General features: G+C 73.3%; 15 protein-coding genes and 1 pseudogene. 12 read left to right on the top strand and 4 right to left on the bottom strand.

Annotated features, from left to right (window positions below; genetic code table 11):
* Positions 1-45: 45 nt before the first annotated feature.
* Positions 46-945 (top strand): LysR family transcriptional regulator, encoded by a 900-nt coding sequence (locus ACFWTC_RS00890; RefSeq protein ID WP_384025918.1) that lies wholly within the window; start codon positions 46-48, stop codon positions 943-945.
* A 114-nt stretch (positions 946-1,059) separates the two neighbouring features.
* Here the strand turns inward: ACFWTC_RS00890 and ACFWTC_RS00885 are convergent, their stop codons facing one another.
* Positions 1,060-1,389, bottom strand: a complete 330-nt coding sequence (locus ACFWTC_RS00885) for a WhiB family transcriptional regulator (RefSeq protein WP_267839842.1) — start codon at positions 1,387-1,389, stop codon at positions 1,060-1,062.
* A 380-nt stretch (positions 1,390-1,769) separates the two neighbouring features.
* Here ACFWTC_RS00885 and ACFWTC_RS00880 point away from each other — a divergent pair, with 380 nt between their 5' ends.
* From ACFWTC_RS00880 to ACFWTC_RS00865, 4 genes are all read left to right on the top strand, one after another.
* Positions 1,770-2,381: a response regulator transcription factor gene (locus ACFWTC_RS00880; protein WP_003948568.1), complete on the top strand. Its 612-nt coding sequence runs from the start codon at positions 1,770-1,772 to the stop codon at positions 2,379-2,381.
* A gap of 311 nt (positions 2,382-2,692) precedes the next feature.
* Positions 2,693-3,322: a sigma-70 family RNA polymerase sigma factor gene (locus ACFWTC_RS00875; protein WP_267723152.1), complete on the top strand. Its 630-nt coding sequence runs from the start codon at positions 2,693-2,695 to the stop codon at positions 3,320-3,322.
* A 117-nt stretch (positions 3,323-3,439) separates the two neighbouring features.
* The gene (guaB, locus tag ACFWTC_RS00870) at positions 3,440-4,945 is read left to right on the top strand and encodes an IMP dehydrogenase (protein ID WP_384025922.1); all 1,506 of its coding nucleotides are present in this window, start codon (positions 3,440-3,442) and stop codon (positions 4,943-4,945) included.
* A 165-nt stretch (positions 4,946-5,110) separates the two neighbouring features.
* Positions 5,111-6,235 (top strand): GuaB3 family IMP dehydrogenase-related protein, encoded by a 1,125-nt coding sequence (locus tag ACFWTC_RS00865; RefSeq protein ID WP_383917610.1) that lies wholly within the window; start codon positions 5,111-5,113, stop codon positions 6,233-6,235.
* A gap of 87 nt (positions 6,236-6,322) precedes the next feature.
* Here the strand turns inward: ACFWTC_RS00865 and ACFWTC_RS00860 are convergent, their stop codons facing one another.
* Together ACFWTC_RS00860 and ACFWTC_RS00855 are read right to left on the bottom strand one after the other, a co-directional pair.
* On the bottom strand, positions 6,323-6,796 hold the full coding sequence (locus ACFWTC_RS00860) for a hypothetical protein (protein ID WP_383917607.1): 474 nt from the start codon (positions 6,794-6,796) through the stop codon (positions 6,323-6,325).
* 116 nt (positions 6,797-6,912) lie between these two features.
* Entirely contained in the window at positions 6,913-8,142 is a 1,230-nt protein-coding gene (locus ACFWTC_RS00855; protein WP_383917604.1) for a nucleotide sugar dehydrogenase, read from the bottom strand.
* A 257-nt stretch (positions 8,143-8,399) separates the two neighbouring features.
* On the opposite strand from ACFWTC_RS00855, the gene ACFWTC_RS00850 reads away from it, so the two are divergent.
* The 6 genes from ACFWTC_RS00850 to ACFWTC_RS00825 all read left to right on the top strand — a co-directional run bounded on the left by ACFWTC_RS00850 (position 8,400) and on the right by ACFWTC_RS00825 (position 21,372).
* The gene (locus tag ACFWTC_RS00850; RefSeq protein ID WP_383917601.1) at positions 8,400-10,106 is read left to right on the top strand and encodes a glycerol-3-phosphate dehydrogenase/oxidase; all 1,707 of its coding nucleotides are present in this window, start codon (positions 8,400-8,402) and stop codon (positions 10,104-10,106) included.
* Positions 10,107-10,282: 176 nt separating this feature from the next.
* Positions 10,283-13,045, top strand: coding sequence for a protein kinase (locus ACFWTC_RS00845; protein WP_384025924.1), 2,763 nt, complete (start codon positions 10,283-10,285; stop codon positions 13,043-13,045).
* Between the two features lie 77 nt (positions 13,046-13,122).
* Complete coding sequence (locus tag ACFWTC_RS00840) at positions 13,123-16,023, top strand: protein kinase (RefSeq protein ID WP_384025927.1); 2,901 nt, start codon at positions 13,123-13,125, stop codon at positions 16,021-16,023.
* 125 nt (positions 16,024-16,148) lie between these two features.
* The gene (locus tag ACFWTC_RS00835; protein ID WP_383917593.1) at positions 16,149-17,828 is read left to right on the top strand and encodes a serine/threonine-protein kinase; all 1,680 of its coding nucleotides are present in this window, start codon (positions 16,149-16,151) and stop codon (positions 17,826-17,828) included.
* 103 nt (positions 17,829-17,931) lie between these two features.
* A complete protein-coding gene (locus ACFWTC_RS00830; protein ID WP_383917590.1) occupies positions 17,932-19,563 on the top strand; it encodes a succinic semialdehyde dehydrogenase in 1,632 nt (543 codons plus the stop codon).
* Between the two features lie 9 nt (positions 19,564-19,572).
* Positions 19,573-21,372 carry a GMC oxidoreductase gene (locus ACFWTC_RS00825; protein WP_383917587.1) on the top strand — a complete coding sequence of 600 codons (1,800 nt, stop codon included), beginning with the start codon at positions 19,573-19,575 and terminating at the stop codon, positions 21,370-21,372.
* Positions 21,373-21,869: 497 nt separating this feature from the next.
* Here ACFWTC_RS00825 and ACFWTC_RS00820 read toward each other — a convergent pair.
* Positions 21,870-22,151, bottom strand: a pseudogene (locus ACFWTC_RS00820) (chorismate mutase); the annotation flags it as partial.
* A gap of 296 nt (positions 22,152-22,447) precedes the next feature.
* Between ACFWTC_RS00820 and guaA the strand changes: the two are divergent.
* Positions 22,448-24,034 carry a glutamine-hydrolyzing GMP synthase gene (gene guaA, locus ACFWTC_RS00815; protein ID WP_384025930.1) on the top strand — a complete coding sequence of 529 codons (1,587 nt, stop codon included), beginning with the start codon at positions 22,448-22,450 and terminating at the stop codon, positions 24,032-24,034.
* Positions 24,035-24,136: the final 102 nt, after the last annotated feature.

Here is a 24,136-nt window from a genome sequence, read left to right as displayed (position 1 = left end):
TACGGATATTCGCACCGCGGTCAAAGCAGGGCTTATGCTCCCAGGGTGATCGAGGCACGTCATCTCCGGGTCCTGCGCGCCGTCGCCGGGACCGGCTCCTTTTCCGCCGCCGCCCGCGAGCTGGGCTGCACCCAGCCCGCCGTGTCCCAGCAGATGAAGGCGCTGGAGCAGTCGGCGGGCACCCCGCTGCTCATCCGCACCGGCCGCGAGATGCGGCTGACCCAGGCCGGTGAGGCCCTGGTCCGGCACGCCGCGGGGATCCTGGCCGGGCTGACCGCCGCCGAGGAGGAGGTCGCGGCCATCGCCGGGCTGCGCGCGGGCCGGGTCCGGCTGGTGTCCTTCCCCAGCGGCAGCTCCACGCTGGTGCCCACCGCCCTGGCGGCGATGCGGGCCGAGCACCCCGGGACCCGCATCTCGCTCGTCGAGGCCGAACCGCCGCGCTCGGTGCAGATGCTGCGCGAGGGCGACTGCGACGTGGCGCTGGCCTTCCGGTACGGGGATTCTCCGGCGGCCGCCGCGGAGTGGGAGGACCTCGTGGTCCGGCCGCTGCTGACCGACCGGCTCGTCGGGCTGGTCCCCGAGGGGCACCGGCTGGCCGGGGCCGAGCGCGTGGGCATGGCGGAGCTGGCCGACGAGGCCTGGATCGCGGGCTGCCCGCGCTGCCGCCGCCACCTGGTGGAGGTGTGCGAGGACGCGGGGTTCACCCCGCGCATCGACTTCGCCACCGACGACTACCCGGCGGTGGTCGGACTGGTCGGCGCCGGGCTGGGCGTGGCGGTGCTGCCGGAGCTCGCGGTGGAGTCCGTACGGGCCAAGGGCGTGAGCACGGTCCGGGTGGAGCCGGCCGTGGAGCGCGAGGTCGTGGCGCTGACCCTGCCCGACCTGGCCAGGGTCCCGGCCGTGGCCGCGACCCTGGCCGAGCTGGTCCGGGCCGGCGCGCGCTGACCGCGGGCACTGCGGTGCCCCCGGCCACGGCGCGCGACGCCCCGGCCCCGCCCCCGCCGGGTCATCGGCGCAGGCGCGACAGAAACGTTCCTTCTGACGTTTCGCGGGTTCCGGTCAGTGCTGCTGCGCGTTCGGCCCGATCGCCGTCGACGCGGGGATCAGGCGGTGTCGGGCGCGGCCCATCAGCTCCTCGCGCTCGTCCTCGGTGAGGCCGCCCCACACCCCGTAGGGCTCGCGGACGGCGAGTGCGTGCGCGGCGCATTCCGAACGCACCGGGCATCTCATGCAGACCTCTTTAGCCGAGGCCTCGCGCGCGCTCCTGGCCGCGCCCCGCTCGCCTTCCGGGTGGAAGAAGAGGGAGCTGTCGACCCCGCGGCAGGCTGCGAGGAGCTGCCAGTCCCAGAGGTCGGCGTTCGGTCCGGGGAGGCGGGAGAAATCTGCCATTGGTAGTCCCTCTTGGTGCCGGTACTGAGGCGGATACGGTCCATGTCTCCACACCTACTGTCGGAGTAGATGTAAATATGACTCATTGGGAATCTAGCCTCAGACATGTGCCAAACGGAAGGAAAGCCGCCAAATAGGGCATAGCTCCATATGGACGACACGAAGCCCGTGGCTCCACCAACGTGATCGCGTCCTCACGTAGAGTGCCGAAGGTGTCCGTCCGACCCGTAACTCTTTCGAGTGACCATCGTTGAGAGTGCGAAGGCGGTTGAACCAAGAAGTTCTCGGACATGTGTCCGGGGGCATCGACCGCACAGGTGACGATACGTACCAGCCTGGAGGCTCAAGGTGACGCGCATCAGCAGCTGCGGAGGGCGGTCATGACATCCGTCCTCGTCTGCGACGACTCCCCGCTTGCCCGAGAGGCGCTCCGTCGTGCGGTTGCCACCGTGCCCGGCGTCGAGCGTGTGACGACGGCTGCCAACGGCGAGGAAGTCCTCCGCCGCTGGGGTGCCGACCGCTCCGACCTCATTCTGATGGATGTACGGATGCCCGGGCTCGGCGGTGTGGAGACGGTTCGCCGGCTGCTCTCGGCCGACCCCGGCGCCCGCATCATCATGCTGACGGTCGCTGAGGACCTGGACGGAGTGGCCCTCGCGGTCGCCGCCGGTGCCCGGGGCTACCTGCACAAGGACGCCTCGCGCGCCGAACTGCGGGCCACGGTCACCCAGGCCCTCGCCGACCCGACCTGGCGACTGGCCCCGCGCCGGCTCCGCTCGGCCGAGATGGGCGCCGCGCCCACGCTCACCGCGCGCGAGATCCAGGTCCTGGAGGGCATGAGCCACGGCCGGTCCAACGCGGAGATCGGGCGCGAGCTCTTCCTCTCCGAGGACACGGTCAAGACGCACGCTCGAAGGCTGTTCAAGAAGCTCGGCGCGTCCGACCGGGCGCACGCCGTGGCGCTCGGCTTCCGCTGGGGTCTGGTGCGCTGACCGCCCCGGACCCGGACCGGTCCGCCGACGGCGGACCGTCCGAGCGGTCCCGTCCGCCGCCGGCGGACGGGGCGGCGCACCCGGGAATTCGCGGAGCACGGTCCGTGGGACGTGTCGCTTCGAGCGCGATGCCGCATCCTTGGGGGTGTGCCGCATTCTTGGAGATGTGGGGTCCCCGTCCTCGGGGACCATTCGGCCGAGCGGGAGGGGAGGCGCAGAGCATGGGTTCCGGCGCACCCGCTCATAACGCTTCGACGCACAACCAGGGCCATGGTGCCGCGAATCCTCCGGCGTCAAGGCACCATGGATTGATGCGCGACGACGAGGCCCCGGGGTCACCCGAGCCCACAGGCCCCACCGGCGCCGCCAGAGGCGGCAACGCCGGAGCCGTCAGCGCGCTCGTACGCCGCGCGGTGGAGGGCGACGAGCAGGCCACGCACGACCTGCTCGCCTTCGTGCACCCCCTCGCCATTCGCTACTGCCGCTCGCGGCTGTCCCGCCTTCCGGGTGATGCCCGCCACTTCGTGGAGGACCTGGCGCAGGAAGTCTGCGTCGCCGTCCTGATGGCCCTGCCGCGCTACCGCGACACCGGCCGGCCCTTCGAGGCCTTCGTCTTCGCCATCGCCGCGCACAAGGTCGCCGATCTGCAACGGGCCGCCATGCGGCACCCGGGCAGCACGGCCGTGCCCTCCGACGAGATGCCGGAGCGCCCCGACGACTCGCTGGGTCCGGAGGAGCGCGCCCTGCTCAGCAGCGACGCCGCCTGGGCCAAGAAGCTCCTGGCCAACCTCCCGGAGAACCAGCGCGAGCTCCTCGTCCTGCGGGTGGCCGTCGGGCTGACCGCCGAGGAGACCGGCCAGATGCTCGGCATGTCCCCCGGGGCGGTGCGGGTGGCCCAGCACCGGGCCCTCAGCCGGCTGAGGGCACTCGCCGAGCAGTAGGGCTGTCCATCGTAGGAAGTGACAAAACTTCGGCTCGGCCTTGGTCGTGGAATGAGACGCGGCGGGATCCCGTTAGCATGGACATCCCCGCTGAGCAAGACCATTTGGGAAGGTGTCATGACTGTCAACGCCGACGGAGTGCCCGACAAATTCGCCACGCTCGGGCTTACCTACGACGACGTCCTGCTGCTGCCGGGCTCGTCGGACATGGCGCCGGACGATATCGACACCTCCTCCCTCATCTCGCGGAACGTCCGCGTGAACGTTCCGCTGCTCTCCGCCGCCATGGACAAGGTCACCGAGGCCCGCATGGCCATCGCGATGGCCCGGCAGGGCGGCGTCGGCGTGCTGCACCGCAACCTCTCCATCGCCGACCAGGCCAACCAGGTCGACCTGGTCAAGCGCTCCGAGTCCGGCATGGTGACCGACCCGATCACGGTCCACCCCGACGCGACGCTGCGCGAGGCGGACCAGCTCTGCGCGAAGTTCCGCATCTCCGGCGTCCCGGTCACCGACGCGGCGGGCAAGCTCCTCGGCATCGTCACCAACCGCGACATGGCCTTCGAGTCGGACCGCAGCCGCCAGGTGCGCGAGGTCATGACCCCGATGCCGCTGGTCACGGGCAAGGTCGGCATCTCCGGCGTCGACGCCATGGAGCTGCTGCGCCGCCACAAGATCGAGAAGCTTCCGCTGGTCGACGACGCGGGCATCCTCAAGGGCCTCATCACGGTCAAGGACTTCGTCAAGGCCGAGCAGTACCCGAACGCCGCCAAGGACAAGGGCGGCCGGCTGCTCGTCGGCGCGGCCGTCGGTGTCGCCGGTGACGCGTACGAGCGCGCCCAGGCCCTGATCGAGGCGGGCGCCGACTTCATCGTCGTCGACACCGCCCACGGCCACTCCCGCCTGGTCGGCGACATGGTCGCCAAGATCAAGTCGAACGGCGGCATCGACGTCATCGGCGGCAACGTCGCCACCCGCGACGGTGCCCAGGCACTGATCGACGCCGGCTGCGACGGCATCAAGGTCGGCGTCGGCCCCGGCTCCATCTGCACCACTCGCGTCGTCGCCGGCATCGGCGTCCCGCAGGTCACCGCCATCTACGAGGCCGCGCTCGCCGCCAAGGCCGCGGGCGTCCCGGTCATCGGCGACGGCGGCCTCCAGTACTCCGGCGACATCGCCAAGGCGCTCGTCGCCGGCGCCGACACGGTGATGCTCGGCTCGCTGCTCGCGGGCTGCGAGGAGTCCCCGGGCGAGCTGCTCTTCATCAACGGCAAGCAGTTCAAGTCGTACCGCGGCATGGGTTCGCTCGGCGCGATGCAGTCCCGCGGCGACCAGCGCTCCTACTCCAAGGACCGCTACTTCCAGGAGGGCGTGGGCGGAGACGACAAGCTCATCCCCGAGGGCATCGAGGGCCAGGTCCCGTACCGCGGCCCGCTCTCCGCGGTCGTGCACCAGCTCATCGGCGGCCTGCGCCAGTCGATGTTCTACGTCGGCGGCCGCACGGTTCCGGAGCTGCAGGACCGGGGCCGCTTCGTCCGGATCACCTCGGCGGGCCTCAAGGAGAGCCACCCGCACGACATCCAGATGACGGTGGAGGCACCGAACTACAGCCGCAAGGGCTGAACCGCGTGACGTGAGGGGCGGGTCCCGGACGGCGTTCTCCACAGTCGGCCGGGCCCGCCCCTTCGCCGTGCGCGCGCCGGTGCGTCCGTACAGCGGTCACCGAAACGCAGTCCTCCGCCCGTCGGGGATACTGGACGGGCAGACCCACAGGAAAGGCCACCACACGTGACTGAGATCGAGATCGGGCGCGGCAAGCGCGGCCGCAGGGCGTACGCGTTCGACGACATCGCCATCGTCCCGAGCCGGCGTACCCGGGACCCGAAGGAGGTCTCGATCGCCTGGCAGATCGACGCGTACCGCTTCGAGCTCCCCTTCCTGGCCGCCCCCATGGACTCGGTCGTCTCCCCGCAGACCGCGATCCGCATCGGCGAGCTCGGCGGCCTCGGCGTGCTGAACCTCGAAGGCCTGTGGACCCGGTACGAGGACCCGCAGCCGCTGCTCGACGAGATCGCGGAGCTGGACGAGCAGACCGCCACGCGCCGTCTCCAGGAGATCTACGCCGCCCCGATCCAGGCGGACCTGATCCGCCAGCGCATCAAGGAGGTGCGCGACTCCGGTGTCGTCACCGCCGCCGCGCTCTCCCCGCAGCGCACCGCCGAGTTCTCCAAGGCCGTCGTCGAGGCGGGCGTGGACATCTTCGTCATCCGCGGCACCACCGTGTCGGCCGAGCACGTCTCGGGCGCGGCCGAGCCGCTGAACCTGAAGCAGTTCATCTACGAGCTCGACGTCCCCGTCATCGTGGGCGGCTGCGCCACCTACACGGCGGCCCTGCACCTGATGCGCACCGGCGCCGCGGGCGTCCTGGTCGGCTTCGGCGGCGGCGCCGCGCACACGACGCGCAACGTCCTCGGCATCCAGGTCCCGATGGCCACCGCCGTCGCGGACGTGGCCGCGGCCCGCCGCGACTACATGGACGAGTCCGGCGGCCGCTACGTGCACGTCATCGCCGACGGTGGCGTGGGCTGGTCGGGCGACGTCCCGAAGGCCGTCGCCTGTGGCGCCGACGCCGTCATGATCGGTTCCCCGCTGGCCCGTGCCACCGACGCGCCCGGCAAGGGCAACCACTGGGGCATGGAGGCCGTCCACGAGGACGTGCCGCGCGGCAAGAAGGTGGACCTGGGCACCGTCGGCACCACCGAGGAGATCCTCACCGGGCCGTCGCACTCACCGGACGGCTCGATGAACATCTTCGGCGCGCTGCGCCGCTCGATGGCCACCACCGGCTACAGCGAGCTCAAGGAGTTCCAGCGGGTCGAGGTCACGGTCGCGGACGCGCCGCACAGCCGCTGACCGGGCACCACGCCCGAACGCCGGAGGGCCGGCACCCCGCTCGGGGTGCCGGCCCTCCGGCGTGTGCGTGTGCGGGTCAGTCGCGGGTCAGTCGCTGACCTTCCGGGCGGCGCCGAAGGCGACGATTCCGCCGATGGCGAGGAACAGGTAGTCCATGGCCTCGGCCGATTCCTTCCAGATGTCGTTCAGGCCGCCGATGCCCGGGTCGCTCAGGACGTCGCCGAGGCCGATGTGGGCGAACTCGGAGAGCGCGAGCGCGATGAAGAACAGCTGGCCGAGGTAGACGGCGCCGACCGACAGCACCGCGCTGACCACGGGGAGGACCGGGTTCTTCCCGCCGACCTTGCCGGCGGCGAGGCCGACGAGGGCGCCGACGGCGACCGCGGCGTAGCCGACCTGGCGGTCGATGGCGTTCATGATGCCGCCGTACGCGCCGGCCGCGACCAGGGCCGCGACGACGGCGGCCAGGATGCCGAAGCCGACGTTGCCGCTCCGGGCCGGGGCCGGGGCGGGGGCCGCGGTGTAGGAGTCGGGCGCGGGCGGCTGGAAGCTCTGGGCCATTGAGAATCCCCCCAGGGAAATCGGACGCACGGGTGCCCATGGGACATAAGTGCGAGATAAGTGACGCCGCAGGTTAGCACCCGTCTCGGACGTTCACCGGGGGGATTCTTCGCGCCTCAGAGGCGGTGGGCCGCGCCCGCCGGGCTGGCGCCGCGGGTGTCCAGCAGCAACTGCGCCTTCACGGCGAGTCCTTGCAGGTCGTAGGTGCGGTGGTGCTGGAGCAGGATGGTCAGGTCGGCGTTGGCGGCGGCCTCGTACAGCGATTCCGCGCGGGGGACCGGCTGGTCGCGGACGCGCCAGCCCGCGATGTACGGGTCGTGGTAGCTGATCAGCGCACCGAGGTCGATGAGGCGGCTGGCGATCTCGCGGGCCGGGGAGCCCTCCTGGTCGGCCAGGTCGGGCTTGTAGGTGACGCCGAGGAGGAGGACGCGGGCGCCGCGGGCGGACTTGCCGTGCTCGTTCAGCAGGGTGGCGGACCGCTGGATGACGTACTGCGGCATCCGGTTGTTGATCTCCTGTGCCAGGCCGATCATGCGCAGGGGGTGGCCGGGGGTGCGGGTGGTGTGGGGGAGGTAGTTGGGGTCCAGGGGGACGCCGTGGCCGCCGACCCCGGGGCCGGGGCGGAAGGCCTGGAACCCGTACGGCTTGGTCTCGGCGCAGCGGATGACGTCCCAGAGGTCGACGCCGAGGTCGTGGCAGAGCACCGCCATCTCGTTCATGAGGGCGATGTTGACGTGCCGGTAGTTGGTCTCCAGGAGCTGTACGGTCTCCGCTTCGCGCAGGCCGCGGGCACGGACCACCTTTTCGGTGAGGCGGGTGTAGAACGCGTGTGCGGACTCGGTGCAGGCGGGGGTGAGGCCGCCGATCACCTTGGGGGTGTTGGCGATGCCGTGCGTCCGGTTGCCCGGGTCGAGGCGGCTGGGGGAGTAGGCGAGGTGGAAGTCCCGGCCGGCCCGCAGTCCGGATCCCTCTTCGAGGATCGGGCGGAGGTAGTCCTCGGTGACGCCCGGGTGGACGGCCGATTCGAGGATCACGGTGGTGTGCGCGCGAAGCCGGGCGGCGAGCGCGCGGCCGGCCTCGCCGACCGCGGAGAGGTCGAGTGCACGATCGGCGCCGAGCTGGGTAGGAGCGCAGACGACGGCGGTGCGGACCCGGCCGAGCTCGGCGGGGTTGGTGGTGACCCGGAAACCGGCCGCCGACATGCGGCGGATCTCGGCGGCGGTGAGGGTGGAGTCCGTGACCGGACCGCTGTCGTAGCCGACCGTCTCGATCCCGGCGGCGACGGCCGCCTGGGCGAGGGGGAGGCCGAGATGGCCGAGTCCGATGACGGCGAGATCTGCGGGCATTGGGGGGTGCCGTCCCTTCCCTGACATGAGGGGGATGCGTGCGCAAGCCCTGTGGACAGGGGTACCGGAGGGGAGCTGGCGCAATGTCAGACTAGGCGTATATATGACAGATATGTCGCATTCTGCGGCGGTGGTCGTTCTTGTGTTGTCCACAGGCGGTGGCTGATGTGGGTGGGGGCGGTCAGAATCATGAACGGGTGATGTGAGCGGGATCACCCGCACGAAGCGGGGTAGACCCGCAGCAACGGGAGGCAGCCGTGAGGACAGCGACACTGGGACCGGCGGAGCGCGCCGAGGCCCTCGCCGGGATGGCCGAGCGGGAACTGGACGTACTGGTCGTGGGCGCGGGTGTGGTGGGCGCCGGCACCGCGCTCGACGCGGTGACCAGAGGGCTCTCGACGGGCCTGGTGGAGGCGCGGGACTGGGCGTCGGGCACGTCCAGCCGGTCGAGCAAGCTGATCCACGGCGGCCTCAGGTACCTGGAGATGCTCGACTTCGCCCTGGTGCGGGAGGCGCTCAAGGAGCGCGGCCTGCTGCTGGAGCGGCTCGCCCCGCACCTGGTGAAGCCGGTGCCGTTCCTCTACCCCTTGCAGCACAAGGGCTGGGAGCGGTTGTACGCCGGCTCGGGCGTCGCCCTGTACGACGCGATGTCCGTCTCCAGCGGGCACGGCCGGGGCCTGCCCGTACACCGGCACCTGTCGCGCCGGCAGGCGCTGCGGGTGGCGCCCGCCCTGCGCAAGGACGCACTGGTGGGGGCCCTGCAGTACTACGACGCCCAGATGGACGACGCGCGGTACGTCGCCACGCTGGTCCGCACCGCCACGGCGTACGGCGCGCACTGCGCCAACCGGGCGAGGGTGGTCGGCTTCCTCCGGGAGGGGGAGCGGGTCGTCGGCGTGCGGGTGCAGGACGTCGACGGCGCCGGGGAGTACGAGATCCGCGCGAAGCAGGTCGTGAACGCGACGGGGGTGTGGACGGACGACACCCAGGCGCTGATCGGGGAGCGCGGGCAGTTCCACGTCCGGGCGTCGAAGGGCATCCACCTGGTCGTGCCGAAGGACCGGATCCATTCGAGCACCGGGCTGATCCTGCGGACCGAGAAGTCGGTGCTGTTCGTCATCCCGTGGGGGCGCCACTGGATCGTGGGCACCACGGACACCGAGTGGGACCTGGACAAGGCGCACCCGGCGGCGTCGAGCGCGGACATCGACTACCTGCTGGAGCACGTGAACTCGGTGCTGGCGGTCCCGCTGACGCGGGACGACGTCCAGGGGGTGTACGCGGGGCTGCGGCCGCTGCTGGCCGGCGAGTCGGACGCGACGAGCAAGCTGTCGCGGGAGCACACCGTGGCGCACCCGGTGCCGGGGCTGGTGGTCGTGGCGGGCGGCAAGTACACGACGTACCGGGTGATGGCGAAGGACGCCGTCGACGAGGCCGTGCACGGGCTGGACCAGCGGGTGGCGGAGTGCGTGACGGAGGACGTGCCGCTGGTGGGGGCGGAGGGCTACCGGGCCCTGTGGAACGGGCGGGCGCGGATCGCCGCCCGGACGGGTCTTCACGTGGTGCGGGTGGAGCACCTGTTGAACCGGTACGGCTCGCTGACGGAGGAACTGCTGGACCTGATCGCCGCCGACCCGGGACTGGCCGTGCCGGTGACCGGGGCGGACGACTACCTGCGGGCGGAGATCGTGTACGCCGCCTCGCACGAGGGGGCGCGGCACCTGGACGACGTGCTGACGCGGCGGACGAGGATCTCGATCGAGACGTTCGACCGGGGGACGCGGTCGGCGCGGGAGTGCGCGGAGTTGATGGCGCCGGTGCTGGGCTGGGACAAACAGCAGGTCGAGAAGGAAGTGGAGCACTTCGAGAAGCGGGTCCAGGCGGAGCGGGAATCGCAGCGCCAGCCCGACGACCAGACGGCGGACGCGGCGCGCCTGGGGGCGCCCGACATCGTTCCGTTGTAACTCCGGGATCTGGAAGGGGGAACCGCGGACCCGGGGGGTCCGTCCGTTGCGGAGTGAGGAACAATGAGGGGCCTGCCGGGGCGGGTTACCGCGGACCCCGGACGCTGCCGGGTCCGTCGGCGTCGCCGGCGTCGCCGGCGCCGCTGGAGCGGGCGGCACGATCGCAGAGGGGACGCATGTCGAAGCCGGAGCACACCGAGTCGCCTGCGGCGGAGCTGGACGATGCGGGTTCGGCTGCGCAGGCGCCTGCCGAATCACCTGGCGGTGGGCCGTCCGGGGGGTCGCCTGCCGGGTCCCCTGCGGCGGTGCCCGAGGGGGCGGAGTCCGCGGCCGGGGCTGCGAAGCCGGGGCTTGCCGCCAAGGCCGGGGAGGCGGAGGCGGACGCGGTGAAGTCCGGGCCGGTGAACCCGGCCTCCGCCGGGCCCGCGACGTCGAAGCCCGTGCCCGGCCCGGGCAAGGCCGAGGAGGCCAAGCCCGCGCCCGGCCCGGGGAAGGGCGAGGCCGTTGGGTCCGCGTCTGCGAAGCCTGCGCCCGCGAAGCCTGTGCTGGCGAAGGCCGGGGCTGCTGAGTCCGCGTCGGCGAAGGCCGAGGCGGTCACGTCCGGGCCCGGGAAGGTCGATGCCGCCACGTCGGGGTCGGTCGACGGCCGGGCCGCGGCGGTGGGGGAGCCCGAGGACGCGCGGCCTGACGCGGCGCCGGCCGCGGCGAAGCCCGCGGCGGAGGATGCCGCGTCCGTGGCCGGGGCGAGGGCCGCGAAGCCCGGCGCCGCGGTCAAGGACGCCACGCCCGCCGGTCGGGTCGAGGACGCGAAGCCGGCGGCCGAGGGTGCCGAGGACGCGAAGCAGGCAGCCCGGGGCGCCGAGGCCGGGCGCACGATCGACGACGCCACCCCCGTGGCCGAGATCGAGGTGGTGAAGCCGACGGGTCGGGGCGAGGACGCCAAGGCCGTCGGGCGCAGCGGTGCCGGCAAGCCGGCCGGGGGCGACGGGAAGGACGAGGGGCGGCTGCTCGCCGGGCGGTACCGGCTGGGGGCCGTGCTCGGCAAGGGCGGGATGGGCACCGTATGGCGGGCCGAGGACGAGATCCTCGGCCGTACGGTCGCCGTCAAGGAACTCCGCTTCAGCACCGGGGTCGACGAGGACGAGAAGCGCCGGCTCATCACCCGTACCCTCCGCGAGGCCAAGGCGATCGCCCGGATCCGGAGCGGCGGCGCGGTCACGGTCTACGACGTCGTCGACGAAGACGCCCGCCCGTGGATCGTCATGGAGCTCATCGAGGGCCCCTCCCTCGCCGAGTTCGTCCGGGAGAACGGCCCGCTGACGCCCCGTCGCGCCGCCGAGGTCGGCCTCGCCGTGCTCGACGTGCTCAGGGCCGCGCACCGCCAGGGCATCCTGCACCGCGACGTGAAGCCCTCCAACGTGCTCATAGCCGGCAGCAGCGGCCGCGTCGTCCTCACCGACTTCGGCATCGCGCAGGTCGAGGGGGACCCCTCGGTCACCTCCACCGGCATGCTCGTCGGCGCACCCTCCTACATCTCCCCGGAGCGCGCCCGCGGCCACAAGCCCGGCCCGCCCGCCGACATGTGGTCGCTCGGCGGCCTGCTGTACGCCTCGGTCGAGGGCGTGCCCCCGTACGACAAGGGGTCCGCGCTCGCGACCCTGACCGCGGTGATGACCGAACCGGTCGACCCGCCCAAGAACGCGGGCCCGCTCACCGAGGTCATCTACGGCCTGCTGGCCAAGGACCCGGCCCACCGGCTCGACGACACCCGCGCGCGGGCGATGCTCACCGCCGTCCTCGACGCCCCCGATCCCGTACCGGCGCCCGTGGCCTCCCCGACCGCGGAGGAGACCCGGCAGATATCGCTCGCGGACGCCAAGGAGGCCGCCGACAAGATCGGGGCCGACAAGGCGGAGAAGGCGGCCGAGAAGACGGCGAAGAAGGAGCGCGAACGGCGGGAGCGCGAACAGCGCGAACGGGCCCGCGCCGCGCTGAAGTCCGCCCGGAAGGCCGCTCTCGTCACGGCCGCCGCCACGGCCGCCGAGGCGCCCGAGCCCGAGCCCGCGCCCGAGACCAAGCCCCAGTCCAAGCCCAAGACGTCGCCCGTCGCCGCGTCGCTCACCGACGTCGTGCCGCGCCGCACCATCGTCCTCGCGATCGTCGCCGTGGTCGTGGTGCTGGCCGCGCTCGGCTCCCTGATCGCCTACATGGTCAGCGGGGACGACAAGGACGGCCGCAAGGACGCGGGCAAGGGCGGACAGCCCACCCCGACCGCGCCCGGCAGCCCCGCCGCGGGCGGTACCCCGCAACAGTCACCGGCCGCCTCGCCGAACGCGGGCCAGCCGGGCGGCAACACGGCCGGCGAACCGGGCCAGGGGCAGAACCAGGGCCAGAACCAGGGCCAGAACCAGGGGCAGGGCCAGCAGACGCCCGGCGCCGACCAGGGGCAGGGCCAGGGGTCCGCTCCCGGTGCCGACGCGCTGCCGGCCGGGTACGCCACGATCTCGGAGCCCGGGTTCCACTTCTCGATGGCGATGCCCGAGGGCTTCCGCCGGACGGCGACGGCGGGGGAGAACTCCGGCGGCATATACAGCCGCGACGGCGGGTTCCCGCGCATCCAGGTCGACTTCACCCCGACCCCCGGCAACGACGCCAAGGCCGCGTGGCTGGCCCTGGCGGTATCGACCGCGGCCAGCAGCGACAACTACCGGCAGATCCGCATAGACACGGTGGACTACCGGGGTTACCCGACCGTCGCCGACTGGGAGTTCGAGCGCGAGCAGAAGGGCATCAAGGTGCGGGTCCTCAACCGCGGCTTCAAGATGGACGCGAAGCACGGTTACGCGATCATGATCAGCTGCCCCGCGGACCAGTGGGACGCCCCGGAGTGCACGCAGATGCGCACCACGGCCTTCGAGACCTTCCAGCCGCTCGGCTGACCCCGGGACGCGGGCGCCCTGCGCGTCGTATCGTGTCAGCGGGTCCATGGGGGGCCGCCGCACTCGGGGGAGGCGATGTGGAGGAGTACGCGGGCCGGATCCTGGCCCACCGCTACCGTCTGCCGTTGCCGCCGTCGGACGAGTACGAGCTGGTCGAGACCCGGGCCTTCGACACGCGCAGCGGGCAGGAAGTCCTCGTACGGCAGGTGCCGTTGCCCGAGGTCGTGGACGCCGAACTGCTGGACGGCCACCGGGTCACCCCGACCCCCGGCCGCGGCGGGGTGGCCGAACTGCCCGCCGTCCGGCGCGCCATCGAGGCGGCGCAGGCGGCGGCCGCCATCCCGGACCACCCCCGGCTCGACCAGGTCTTCGACGTGTTCGCCGAGGGCGGTTCGCTGTGGATAGTGAGCGAACTGGTCCCGGCCAGGCCGCTGGCCGCGCTGATGGCGGACGAACCGCTGAGCGCGTACCGGGCGGCCGAGGTGGCGTCGGACGTGCTGACCGCGCTGCGGGTGCTGCACGCGCACGGGTGGACGCACCGCAACATCACCGTGCGGACCGTGCTCGTCTGCGACGACGGGCGGGTGGTGCTGACCGGGCTCGCGGCGGGCGCCGCCGAGGAGGCCCTGTGCGGGTACGACCCGGTTCCGCGGCCCGCGTCCGGCGCCGACGCGGGGTGGGGCCAGAGCCCGCCCCCGGGGCAGTACGCCGCTCCCGGCACGGACGCCGGGACTCCGGGGCAGGTGCCGGGGCCGTGGCCGCTGCCGCACCAGGGCCCGGCGGCCGGACCGTACCCCGGTGGGGGTGCCGGGCCGCCCGGTGCGGGACTGGAGGTGTTCGCCGGTCCGGCGGCCGCCCCCGACACGGGTTCCGCCGCACCCTTCCCGACGGCCGGCCGGGACGCGGCTGCCGGTCCGCACGCCGGTCCGGACGCGCCCGCTCCGCCCGCCGCGCGGCCGGGTCCGCCCGCCGCCTCGTACGCGCCGCTCGTGGCTCCCGGGTACGACACGGGGCCGCGCTACACCGACCACATCACCCCCGAACGCCCCGACGAGCGGCCCGAGCTGAAGGCCGCCGCGCGCGCCGGCGCCATCGCCGCCTACCGGGCCGGGGCGCAGGCCGCCGCCGCCCGGGTCACCGAGCAGCGCAAGGCCGTCGAGGAGGCGCGGCCCGAGGGGTCGAACCTCCCGCAGGGGTACTCGTACCCGTACGGCGGCCCGGAGACCGGCGCCACCGGCACCCGCGAGCCCTGGCACGGGGCCACCCCCCGCCAGGCGCTCCCGCCGGGCCCGGGCCGGTCGGCGGACCCGGCCTCCGCCCCGGCCCCGGACCCCGCGCCGGAGGCGGGCGCCGCCCTCCGCCCGCAGGCCCGTCCCGAGCCGTACGCCCCGGCCGACCCGGGAGCGGCCGGGCGGCACGAGCCGTACCCGGAGCACCGCACCGAGCCGTACCCGCCACCGCCGCAGCCGTACCCGGCCCCCCCGGCGCAGACCGGCCCGCAGGCACCGACCGCCCCGCAGGCACAGCCCGGGGCTCCGCTGCCCGCGCGGCTCGCGCTGCCGCAGGGGTACCGGCAGGCCGACGCCCCGCACGGGGACGTACCGCCGGCGGCCGGCGCCGCGGAGCAGGGCCGTGCCGTCCGGAGCCCCGAGCCGCCCCGGCCCGCCCAGGCCGGCAGCTGGGGCGCGCGGCCGCAGCCGACCCCGCCCCCCGCCCCGGGCCAGTCCGCGCCGGGCCGTCCCGCCCCGGGCCAGTCCGCGCCCGGCCGCCCCGCCCCGAGGCCCGGGTGGGACGGCCCGCGCACCGGGCTGGACGCCGAACGGGCCCGGCAGACGCGGATGGCCGTCGTCGGAGCCGTCACCGAACGGTGGGCCCCCGAACAGGCCGGTCCCGTGCACGGACACTGGCAGCTGGCCGCCCCGGTCGGCCCGGCCACCGACCTCTGGGCCCTCGGCGCCCTGCTGTACCGCGCCGTGCAGGGGCACGCCCCGTACCCCGAGGACAGCGTCGCCGAACTCGTCGAAATGGTCTGCGCGGAGCCGCCCGCCTTCGCGGAGGAGTGCGGCGCGCTGCGCCCCGTCGTCGAGTCGCTGCTGCGTCAGGACCCCACCGAGCGGCCCGATTTCGAGGAGCTGCGCGGCTGGCTCCGCTCGCTCGTGCGGTCCGCCCCCGAGCCGGAGGCCGGCTTCGGGATCCTGCCGATGGCCGAACCCGACCCCGCGCGGCTGCCCGTCGTACGCCGCCGCGGCGAACTCCACGGGAGGCACCGCAATCCCGCGGGCCCCCGCGCGCCCCGCTCCCTCGGCCGGACGCTGCTCGTCGGGGTGCTGGCCCTGCTCGCCGGGGCGGTGGCGTACGCGATGCTCTTCATGCCCCGGGCCGGTGAGCAGGACGGGCGGGCCGGCGCCGGCCCGACCCCGCAGAAGCAGAGCCAGGGCCCCTCGCAGACGCCCGCCGGCACGCCCGAGTCGAAGCCGGCGCCCCAGACGACGACACCGCCCCCGACGGCGGCGCAGCCCGTGCCGGCGCCGCCCGGCTACACCGTCCAGCAGGATCCGGAGCACTTCCAGATCGCGGTGCCCGACGGCTGGGACCGCAACGGCATCAACGAGGCCGGCCAGGTGCGCTTCACGGAGGGACAGTTCGTCCTCACCGTCGTGCCCGGCCGGGACAAGGTCCAGGGCAACCCGGACCCGGAGGCGTACCAGAAGGACAAGGAGCCGGAGCTCAACCCGTACCGCAGCTCCACCTGGTCCTCCGTCGGCGACATCAAGAAGACCACGGTGGGCCAGCAGCTCCGCGTCACCGCCCGGTACACGTGGATCGACGGCAACGGCCGCAACGTCTTCGCGCGCAACTTCGTCGTCGCCCTCGGCGGCAGTTACCACGTGGTCATCGTCACCGGTCCGGAGGACGAGTCGGGCAAGGTCACCGAGGTCTTCGAGAAGGCCACGGCGAGTTACCGGGCGGGCGGTTGAGGAGTTTCTGACGGCCGATCAGTACGGCGATTGCGTCACAGTGCTGTCTCTGGGCGCCCGGGCGGTTCCGGCAGCGCCCGTGCGCTCCGTAACCTGTCCTGAAGTGCAGAGAGCGGCGAGGTTTCGTGGAACAGCAGACAGGTGGGGGCGCCGTGCTCGCGGGCCGGTACCGGCTCATCGAGCCGATCGGCAGCGGCGGCATGGGCAAGGTGTGGCGCGCTCATGACGAGCTGCTCCACAGGACCGTCGCGGTCAAGGAGCTGACGGCGGGTCTGTACGTGGCCCAGGCCGACCGCGAGGTCCTGCACGCCCGGACGCAGAAGGAGGCCCGGGCCGCGGCCCGCATCCAGCACCCCGCGGTCGTCACCGTGCACGACGTGCTGGAGCACGACGACCGGCCGTGGATCGTCATGGAGTACATCGACGGCCCGTCCCTGGCGGAGGCGGCCAAGGCCGCCGGCCGGATCGAGCCGGGCGAGGCGGCGCGGATCGGACTGCACGTCCTGGGCGCGCTGCGCGCCGCGCACGCGGTCGGCGTCCTGCACCGGGACGTGAAGCCGGGCAACGTCCTGCTGGCCAAGGACGGCCGGGTGCTGCTCACGGACTTCGGGATCGCGGCGATCGAGGGCGACTCCTCCATCACGCGCACCGGCGAGATCGTCGGCTCCATCGACTACCTGGCACCCGAGCGGGTCACCGGCGGGGCCCCCGACCCGTCGTCCGACCTGTGGTCGCTGGGCGCCACCCTGTACACGGCCGTCGAGGCGCGCTCGCCGTTCCGCCGCACCTCGCCGATCTCCAGCCTCCAGGCCGTGGTCAACGACGAGCCGCCGCCGCAGCGCCAGTCCGGCGCCCTGGGGTCGGTCATCACGGCCCTCCTGCGCAAGGACCCGGCCGAGCGGCCCTCGGCCGCGGAGACCGAGCGGATGCTGCTGGAGGCGATGGAGGGCCGGGAGCCGAAGGCGGCGCAGGCGTACGTCCCCACGCGCGCGGTGACCAGCGAGGAACTGGCCCCGGCGCGGGACCGGCCCGACCACCACCCGGAGGCCGGGCCGCCCAACGCCGCGCACGCCCCCCGGCCCCCGCGGGACCCCTCGGGGGGCCCCGCCGCGACGGCCACCCTCCCGGACCGGGCCGCTCCCGGCGGCGGCGGGGCCACGGGCCGCGTCCGGCGCGCGGCGGCGGTCGCCCTGGTGGCGGCGCTGCTCGGCGGCGGCGGTGTCTTCGGGGTGCTGAAGTTCACCGGCGACGCCGACACCGGGAAGGACGGCGGCGGGGACAGGAACGCGAGCGTCCCCGACCAGCAGAACCCGGGCGGCGGCCCGCCGGCGCAGGAACCCGCCGGGCCCCCGGCCGGCTGGACCAGGGTCACCGATCCCGCCGGCTTCACCCTCTTCGTCCCGGAGGGCTGGACGCGCCAGACGGACGGCAACCAGATCGACTACACCCCGGACAACGGGAAGCACTTCATCCGGATCGCCGTGGACCCCACCCCGGACTACCGGGACGCGTACGCGCACCTGCTCGACCTGGAGAAGCAGGTGCAGAAGCGGACGGACTACAAGCGGCTGGTGCTGAAGCCGAACACCTTCCGGGACAGCCTGCGGTCCGCGCTGTGGGAGTTCACGTACACCGAGAAGGGGACGCATGCGGGCCCGCGCCGGGCCATCGAGCAGATGTACATCGCGCCCGACGAGACCGAGTACGCGATCTACCTGTCGAGCCCCGCCGCCGACTGGAGCACGACCCGCCAGCAGTTCGACACCGTGCTCAGCGGCTGGGAGCCGCCCGCCAAGGGGCGGTGATCCGGCCGAACGCGCCGACGATGCCAGCGATCACTGGCGGAAAAGGCAAAATCCGGTTACCCACGGGTACCCAAAGGCTCGCGGGCGCAATACGCTCACCGCCATGACGGACTCGCAGGCCCCCGCCGCCCCCCTCCGCACCGCACCGCAGCCCACCAACCCGGTCGCCCCGGCCCCGGCGGGCGCCCGCACCGCCGCCGACGTGGTCACCCCCGACCTGGTCGCCCGGCTGACCCGCGGCATCATCGGCTCCGGCCGGACCGCCAACCACACCCCCTTCACCGGGGACCGGCTGGCCGAGCTCCCCGAGGCCACCCCCGAGGACGTCGCCGAGGCCTTCGACCGGGCCCGTGCCGCGCAGCCGGCCTGGGCCGCCGTCCCCGTACGCAAGCGGGCCGCGGTGCTGCTGCGCTTCCACGACCTGGTCCTCGCCCGGCAGGCCGAGGTCCTCGACCTGATCCAGCTGGAGACCGGCAAGGCCCGCCTGCACGCCCACGAGGAGGTCCAGGCGGTCGCCGTCGCCGCCCGCCACTACGGCCGCAAGGCCCCCTCGTACCTGCGCCCCAAGGGCCACACCGGTGCGATGCCCACCCTCACCAAGGTCACCGAGCTGCGCCAGCCGCGCGGCGTCGTCGGCCAGATCGCCCCCTGGAACTACCCCCTGGAGCTGTCGGTCGGCGACGCGCTGCCCGCCTTCGTCTCCGGCAACGCGCTCGTCATGAAGCCCGACACGGAGACCGCGCTCACCGCCCTGTGGGCCCGTGACCTGCTCATCGAGGCCGGACTGCCCGCCGAGGTCTTCCAGATCGTCCTCGGCGAGGGACCCGTCGTCGGCCCGGAGGTCGTCCGGCACGCCGACTACGTCTCCTTCACCGGCTCCACCCGTACCGGCCGCGAGGTCGCCCGCGGCGCCGCCGACCGCCTCGTCGGGGTCTCCCTCGAGCTCGGCGGCAAGAACGCCATGCTCGTCCTGCACGACGCCGACGTGGAGAAGGCCGCCGCCGGCGCCGTCCGCGCCTGCTTCTCCTCCGCCGGCCAGCTGTGCATCTCCATCGAGCGGCTGTACGTCCACGCCTCGGTCGCCGACACGTTCGTCGAGCGCTTCGCCGCCCGCACGAAGGCCATGCGCCTGGGCAGCTCCCTGGCCTACGGTGCCGACATGGGCTCGCTGGTCGGCACACGCCAGCTGGAGACCGTCCAGCGGCACGTGGACGAGGCCGTGGCCAAGGGCGCCGTCCTCGTCGCCGGCGGCACCGCCCGCCCCGACATAGGCCCCCTCTTCTACGAGCCCACCATCCTCGACGGCGTCGAGGCGCCCATGGCCGTGTGCGGCGAGGAGACCTTCGGACCGGTCGTCTCCGTCTACCGCTTCACCGACGAGGACGAGGTCATCGCGCAGGCCAACGCCACCGCCTACGGCCTCAACTCCAGCGTGTGGACCAAGGACGCCCGCCGCGGCCACGCCGTCGCCGCCCGCCTGCGCACCGGCACCGTCAACATCAACGAGGGCTACGCCCCCGCCTACGGCAGCGCCCAGGCGCCCATGGGCGGCATGAAGGACTCCGGCCTCGGCCGCCGCCACGGCTCCGAGGGCATCCTGAAGTACACCGAGGCCCAGACGGTCGCCCACCAGCGGCTGCTGCCGATGGCGCCCTCGCTGGGCATGGACGACGAGAAGTACGCGGCGTTCATGACCCGCAGCCTCCAGGTCATGAAGGCACTCCGACTGCGTTAGGGGCCACCCGTGTCGCACGCGTACGACTACGACGTCATCGTCATCGGATCGGGCTTCGGCGGGTCGGTCTCGGCCCTGCGCCTGACGGAGAAGGGGTACCGGGTCGGCGTCCTGGAGGCAGGACGCCGGTTCACCCGCGAGAGCCTTCCGAAGAACAGCTGGGACCTGCGCAACTACCTGTGGGCCCCGGCCCTCGGGCTGTACGGGATCCAGCGCATCCACCTGCTCGGCAACGTCATGGTGCTGGCCGGCGCCGGGGTGGGCGGCGGCTCGCTCAACTACGCCAACACCCTCTACGTGCCGCCCGCCGCCTTCTTCCAGGACCGGCAGTGGGCGTCCATCACCGACTGGCGCAGCGAGCTCGCCCCCTACTACGACCAGGCCAAGCGGATGCTCGGGGTGCGCCTGAACCCGACCATGACCGCCTCCGACGTCCACCTGAAGGCCGTCGCCGAGCAGATGGGCGTCGGGGACTCCTTCCACATGGCCCCCGTCGGCGTCTTCTTCGGCGACGGCAAGGACGGCGAGAACGGCGAGCAGGGCGCGGGCCGCGCCCGGGCCAGGCCCGGCGAGGAGGCCGCCGACCCGTACTTCGGCGGCGCCGGACCCGCCCGCAGCGCCTGCACCGAGTGCGGCGAGTGCATGACGGGCTGCCGGCACGGCGCGAAGAACACCCTGAACGAGAACTACCTGCACCTCGCCGAGCACGCGGGCGCGGTCATCCACCCGATGACCACCGTCACCGCGCTCTCCGAGGATCCCGGGGGCGGCTACCGCGTCCGCACGGTCCCGACCGACGGCCGGCGCAGCGGCCGGGCGAAGGTGCTGCGCGCGCCGTACGTGGTCGTGGCGGCGGGCACGTACGGCACCCAGACCCTGTTGCACACCATGAAGGACCGCGGGGAGCTGCCGCGCCTGTCGGAGCGGCTCGGCGAGCTGACCCGGACCAACTCCGAGGGCCTGGTCGGCGCGCAGACCGACGACCGCCGCTACCGCAGGCGGCACGGCGCGGACCGCCGCGCCGACTTCACCCACGGCGTGGCGATCACCTCCTCGGTGCACCCCGACGCCGACACCCACATCGAGCCCGTCCGCTACGGCAAGGGCTCCAACGCGATGGGGTTCATGACGATCCTCCAGGTGCCGTACGCCCGGCACCGGGTCCGGGCCTGGTTCGCCCGGACGGCGCGGCACCCCCTCCAGCTGGCGCGCTCGCTGTCCAACCGGCGCTGGTCCGAGCGGACCATCATCGGCCTGGTCATGCAGTCGCTCGACAACTCGCTGACGACCTACCGCAAGCCGGGCGGCATCGGCAAGGGCCTGCTCACCGCCCGCCAGGGCCACGGCGCCCCGAACCCGGTCCAGATCGCGGAGGCCACCCGGGCCGCGTCCCTGCTGGCGGAGGAGATCAACGGCTTCGCGGGCAGCAACATCGGCGAGCTGATGGGCACCCCGCTCACCGCGCACTTCCTCGGCGGCTGCCCGATCGGGGCGTCGGCGCAGGAGGGCGTCGTCGACCCGTACCACCGCCTCTACGGACACCCGGGCATCTCGGTGGTGGACGGCTCGGCCGTCTCCGCCAACCTCGGGGTCAACCCGTCGCTGACGATCACGGCGCAGGCGGAGCGGGCGATGTCGTACTGGCCGAACAAGGGCGAGCAGGACGCGCGCCCGGAGCAGGGAGCGGCGTACGTCCGCCTCCCCGCGGTGGAACCGGTCCGCCCGGCGGTGCCGAAGGAGGCCTTCGGGGCGCTGCGGCTGCCGTTCCTCGGGATCCCCGAGGTGCCGGCGAGGCAGGAGACGCCGTAGCGGGGACGCGGGGCCGGCGGGACGCGCGGCGACGCAGTTGCAGGCGGGGACTGCACTCCCCCTCCGAGCGCAGTCCCCGCACGCATCTGGTGACACGTGGTCCGCACGGATGGTTGTACCGGAACCAGCGCTCCCGGTCCGTGGCGTCCGTCACACGGTGAAGGGCGGGGCCGGCGGGGAGGGGCCGCACCCGCGCTCCGGGAGGCCGGGTCGGGGAGGGGCCGCACGGGAGGAACGGCCGGCCCGGGACGTCCCCCGGACCGGCCGTCCTGTCACGGACCGGCCTGCTGTCCCCTGCCGTCCGGTCACGCTGAGGAGCGAGGTCCCACGACGCACGCTCCACGGGGCGTGCGTCTCATCGCTCCGGCGGAGCCACGCGTGGTGCTGCGGTCCCGCGCCTGGCTGGCGCGGCCAACCTCACCAACGAAGGGCCGCGGGGCCGGTCACGGTCCGGACGGGTGACGAACGGGCGTGACACGGCCCCGCGGCCGCCGGCGTCAGACCCGGCCCCGGCACAGCTCCAGCAGGGTCATCGCCAGGCTGGTGCCGGGCTTCCCGAGCGCACCGCTCCAGTGCGAGAGCACCTCCATCTCGCGGGACAGGTGCACCCGGCGGCCGCCGGAGGTGATCCGGGCCTCCTGGATGACGGTCGAGACGGCCATCCGCTCCTGGATCAGCCCGATGATGCGGTCGTCGAGGGCGTCGATGCGGGTGCGGGAGTCGGCGATCAGCTGCTCGGGGGTGGTGGTCGTCGTGGTCATGGCGGTTCTCCTGTGGCTGTGGTTCGCGGGGTGGACGCGGCCGACAGGGGCGGGAACGCAGGAGCGCCCCGGTCCTGTCGGACCGGGGCGCTCTCTGGGAAGTCAGCGGCTCAAGCGAGCATCACGAGGACCCATGGCGACCGGACCGACCGGTGCCATAGGTAAAGAGGAAGCTCAGCTGCTCGCGCATGGAACGGATTATGGCCTTCCGTCCCCCTTCAGGCCAAGCCGGTTCGGATGGTGAGACGAAGAGGGGCTTGGGTCCCCCGTTAGAATCGACAAAACAGCCACCTCTTCCGCCGGAAGGCCGCCCCGTGCCAGAAGCACCCTCCGCCGCCCACGACAGCGCCCCGGACACGGTTCTCGTCGTCGACTTCGGCGCCCAGTACGCCCAGCTCATCGCCCGCCGCGTCCGCGAGGCACGGGTCTACAGCGAGATCGTCCCCAGCACGATGCCGGTGGCCGAGATGCTGGCCAAGGACCCCAAGGCGATCATCCTCTCCGGCGGCCCCTCCTCCGTGTACGAGGACGGCGCGCCCACCATCGACCGCGCCCTGTTCGAAGCCGGCGTCCCCGTCTTCGGCATGTGCTACGGCTTCCAGCTGATGGCGGTCACCCTCGGCGGCCAGGTCGACAACACCGGCGCCCGCGAGTACGGCCGCACCCCGCTGGCCGTCTCCAAGTCCGGCTCCACCCTCTTCGAGGGCACCCCCGACAACCAGTCGGTCTGGATGTCCCACGGCGACGCGTGCTCCGCCGCCCCCGAGGGCTTCGCCGTCACCGCGTCGACCGGCGTCGTGCCGGTCGCGGCCTTCGAGAACGACGAGAAGAAGCTGTACGGGGTCCAGTACCACCCCGAGGTCATGCACTCCACGCACGGCCAGCAGATCCTGGAGCACTTCCTCTACCGCGGCGCCGGCCTGGCCCCCACCTGGACCACCGGCAACATCGTCGAGGAGCAGGTCGCCGCCATCCGCGAGCAGGTCGGCGACAAGCGCGCCATCTGCGGCCTCTCCGGCGGCGTGGACTCCGCGGTCGCCGCGGCGCTCGTACAGAAGGCCATCGGCTCGCAGCTCACCTGCGTCTACGTCGACCACGGCCTGATGCGCAGGGGCGAGACCGAGCAGGTCGAGAAGGACTTCGTCGCGGCCACCGGCGTCCAGCTGAAGGTCGTCGACGCGCAGGAGCGCTTCCTGAACGCGCTGGCCGGCGTCTCCGACCCGGAGACCAAGCGCAAGATCATCGGTCGCGAGTTCATCCGCGTCTTCGAGCAGGCGCAGGCCGAGATCATCGCCGAGGGCGGCGCGGACGTGGCCTTCCTGGTGCAGGGCACCCTGTACCCGGACGTCGTCGAGTCCGGCGGCGGCACCGGCACCGCGAACATCAAGTCCCACCACAACGTGGGCGGCCTCCCCGACGACATCGAGTTCGAGCTCGTCGAGCCGCTGCGCCAGCTGTTCAAGGACGAGGTCCGGATGGTCGGCCAGGAGCTGGGCCTGCCGGACGAGATCGTCCAGCGCCAGCCCTTCCCCGGCCCCGGCCTCGGCATCCGCATCGTCGGCGAGGTCACCAGGGAGCGCCTGGACCTGCTGCGCGAGGCCGACGCCATCGCCCGCCACGAGCTCACCGCCGCCGGTCTGGACCGCGAGATCTGGCAGTGCCCGGTCGTCCTGCTCGCGGACGTCCGCAGCGTCGGCGTCCAGGGCGACGGCCGCACCTACGGCCACCCGATCGTGCTGCGCCCCGTCTCCTCCGAGGACGCCATGACCGCGGACTGGACGCGCATGCCGTACGAGGTGCTCGCCCGGATCTCCACCCGGATCACCAACGAGGTGCCGGACGTGAACCGCGTGGTCCTCGACTGCACGAGCAAGCCCCCGGGCACCATCGAGTGGGAGTGACCGGGTCCTGACCCGCGTACGACGACGGCGGCGGCGGACACAGGCCCCGGCCCGGTGCCGGACACGCGCCCCGGCACGCGGCCCGGCCCGGTGCCGGTGGAC

Source organism: Streptomyces sp. NPDC058619 (assembly GCF_042717785.1).
Lineage (GTDB): Bacteria > Actinomycetota > Actinomycetes > Streptomycetales > Streptomycetaceae > Streptomyces.
This window is presented reverse-complemented; position numbering and strand designations above follow the sequence as displayed.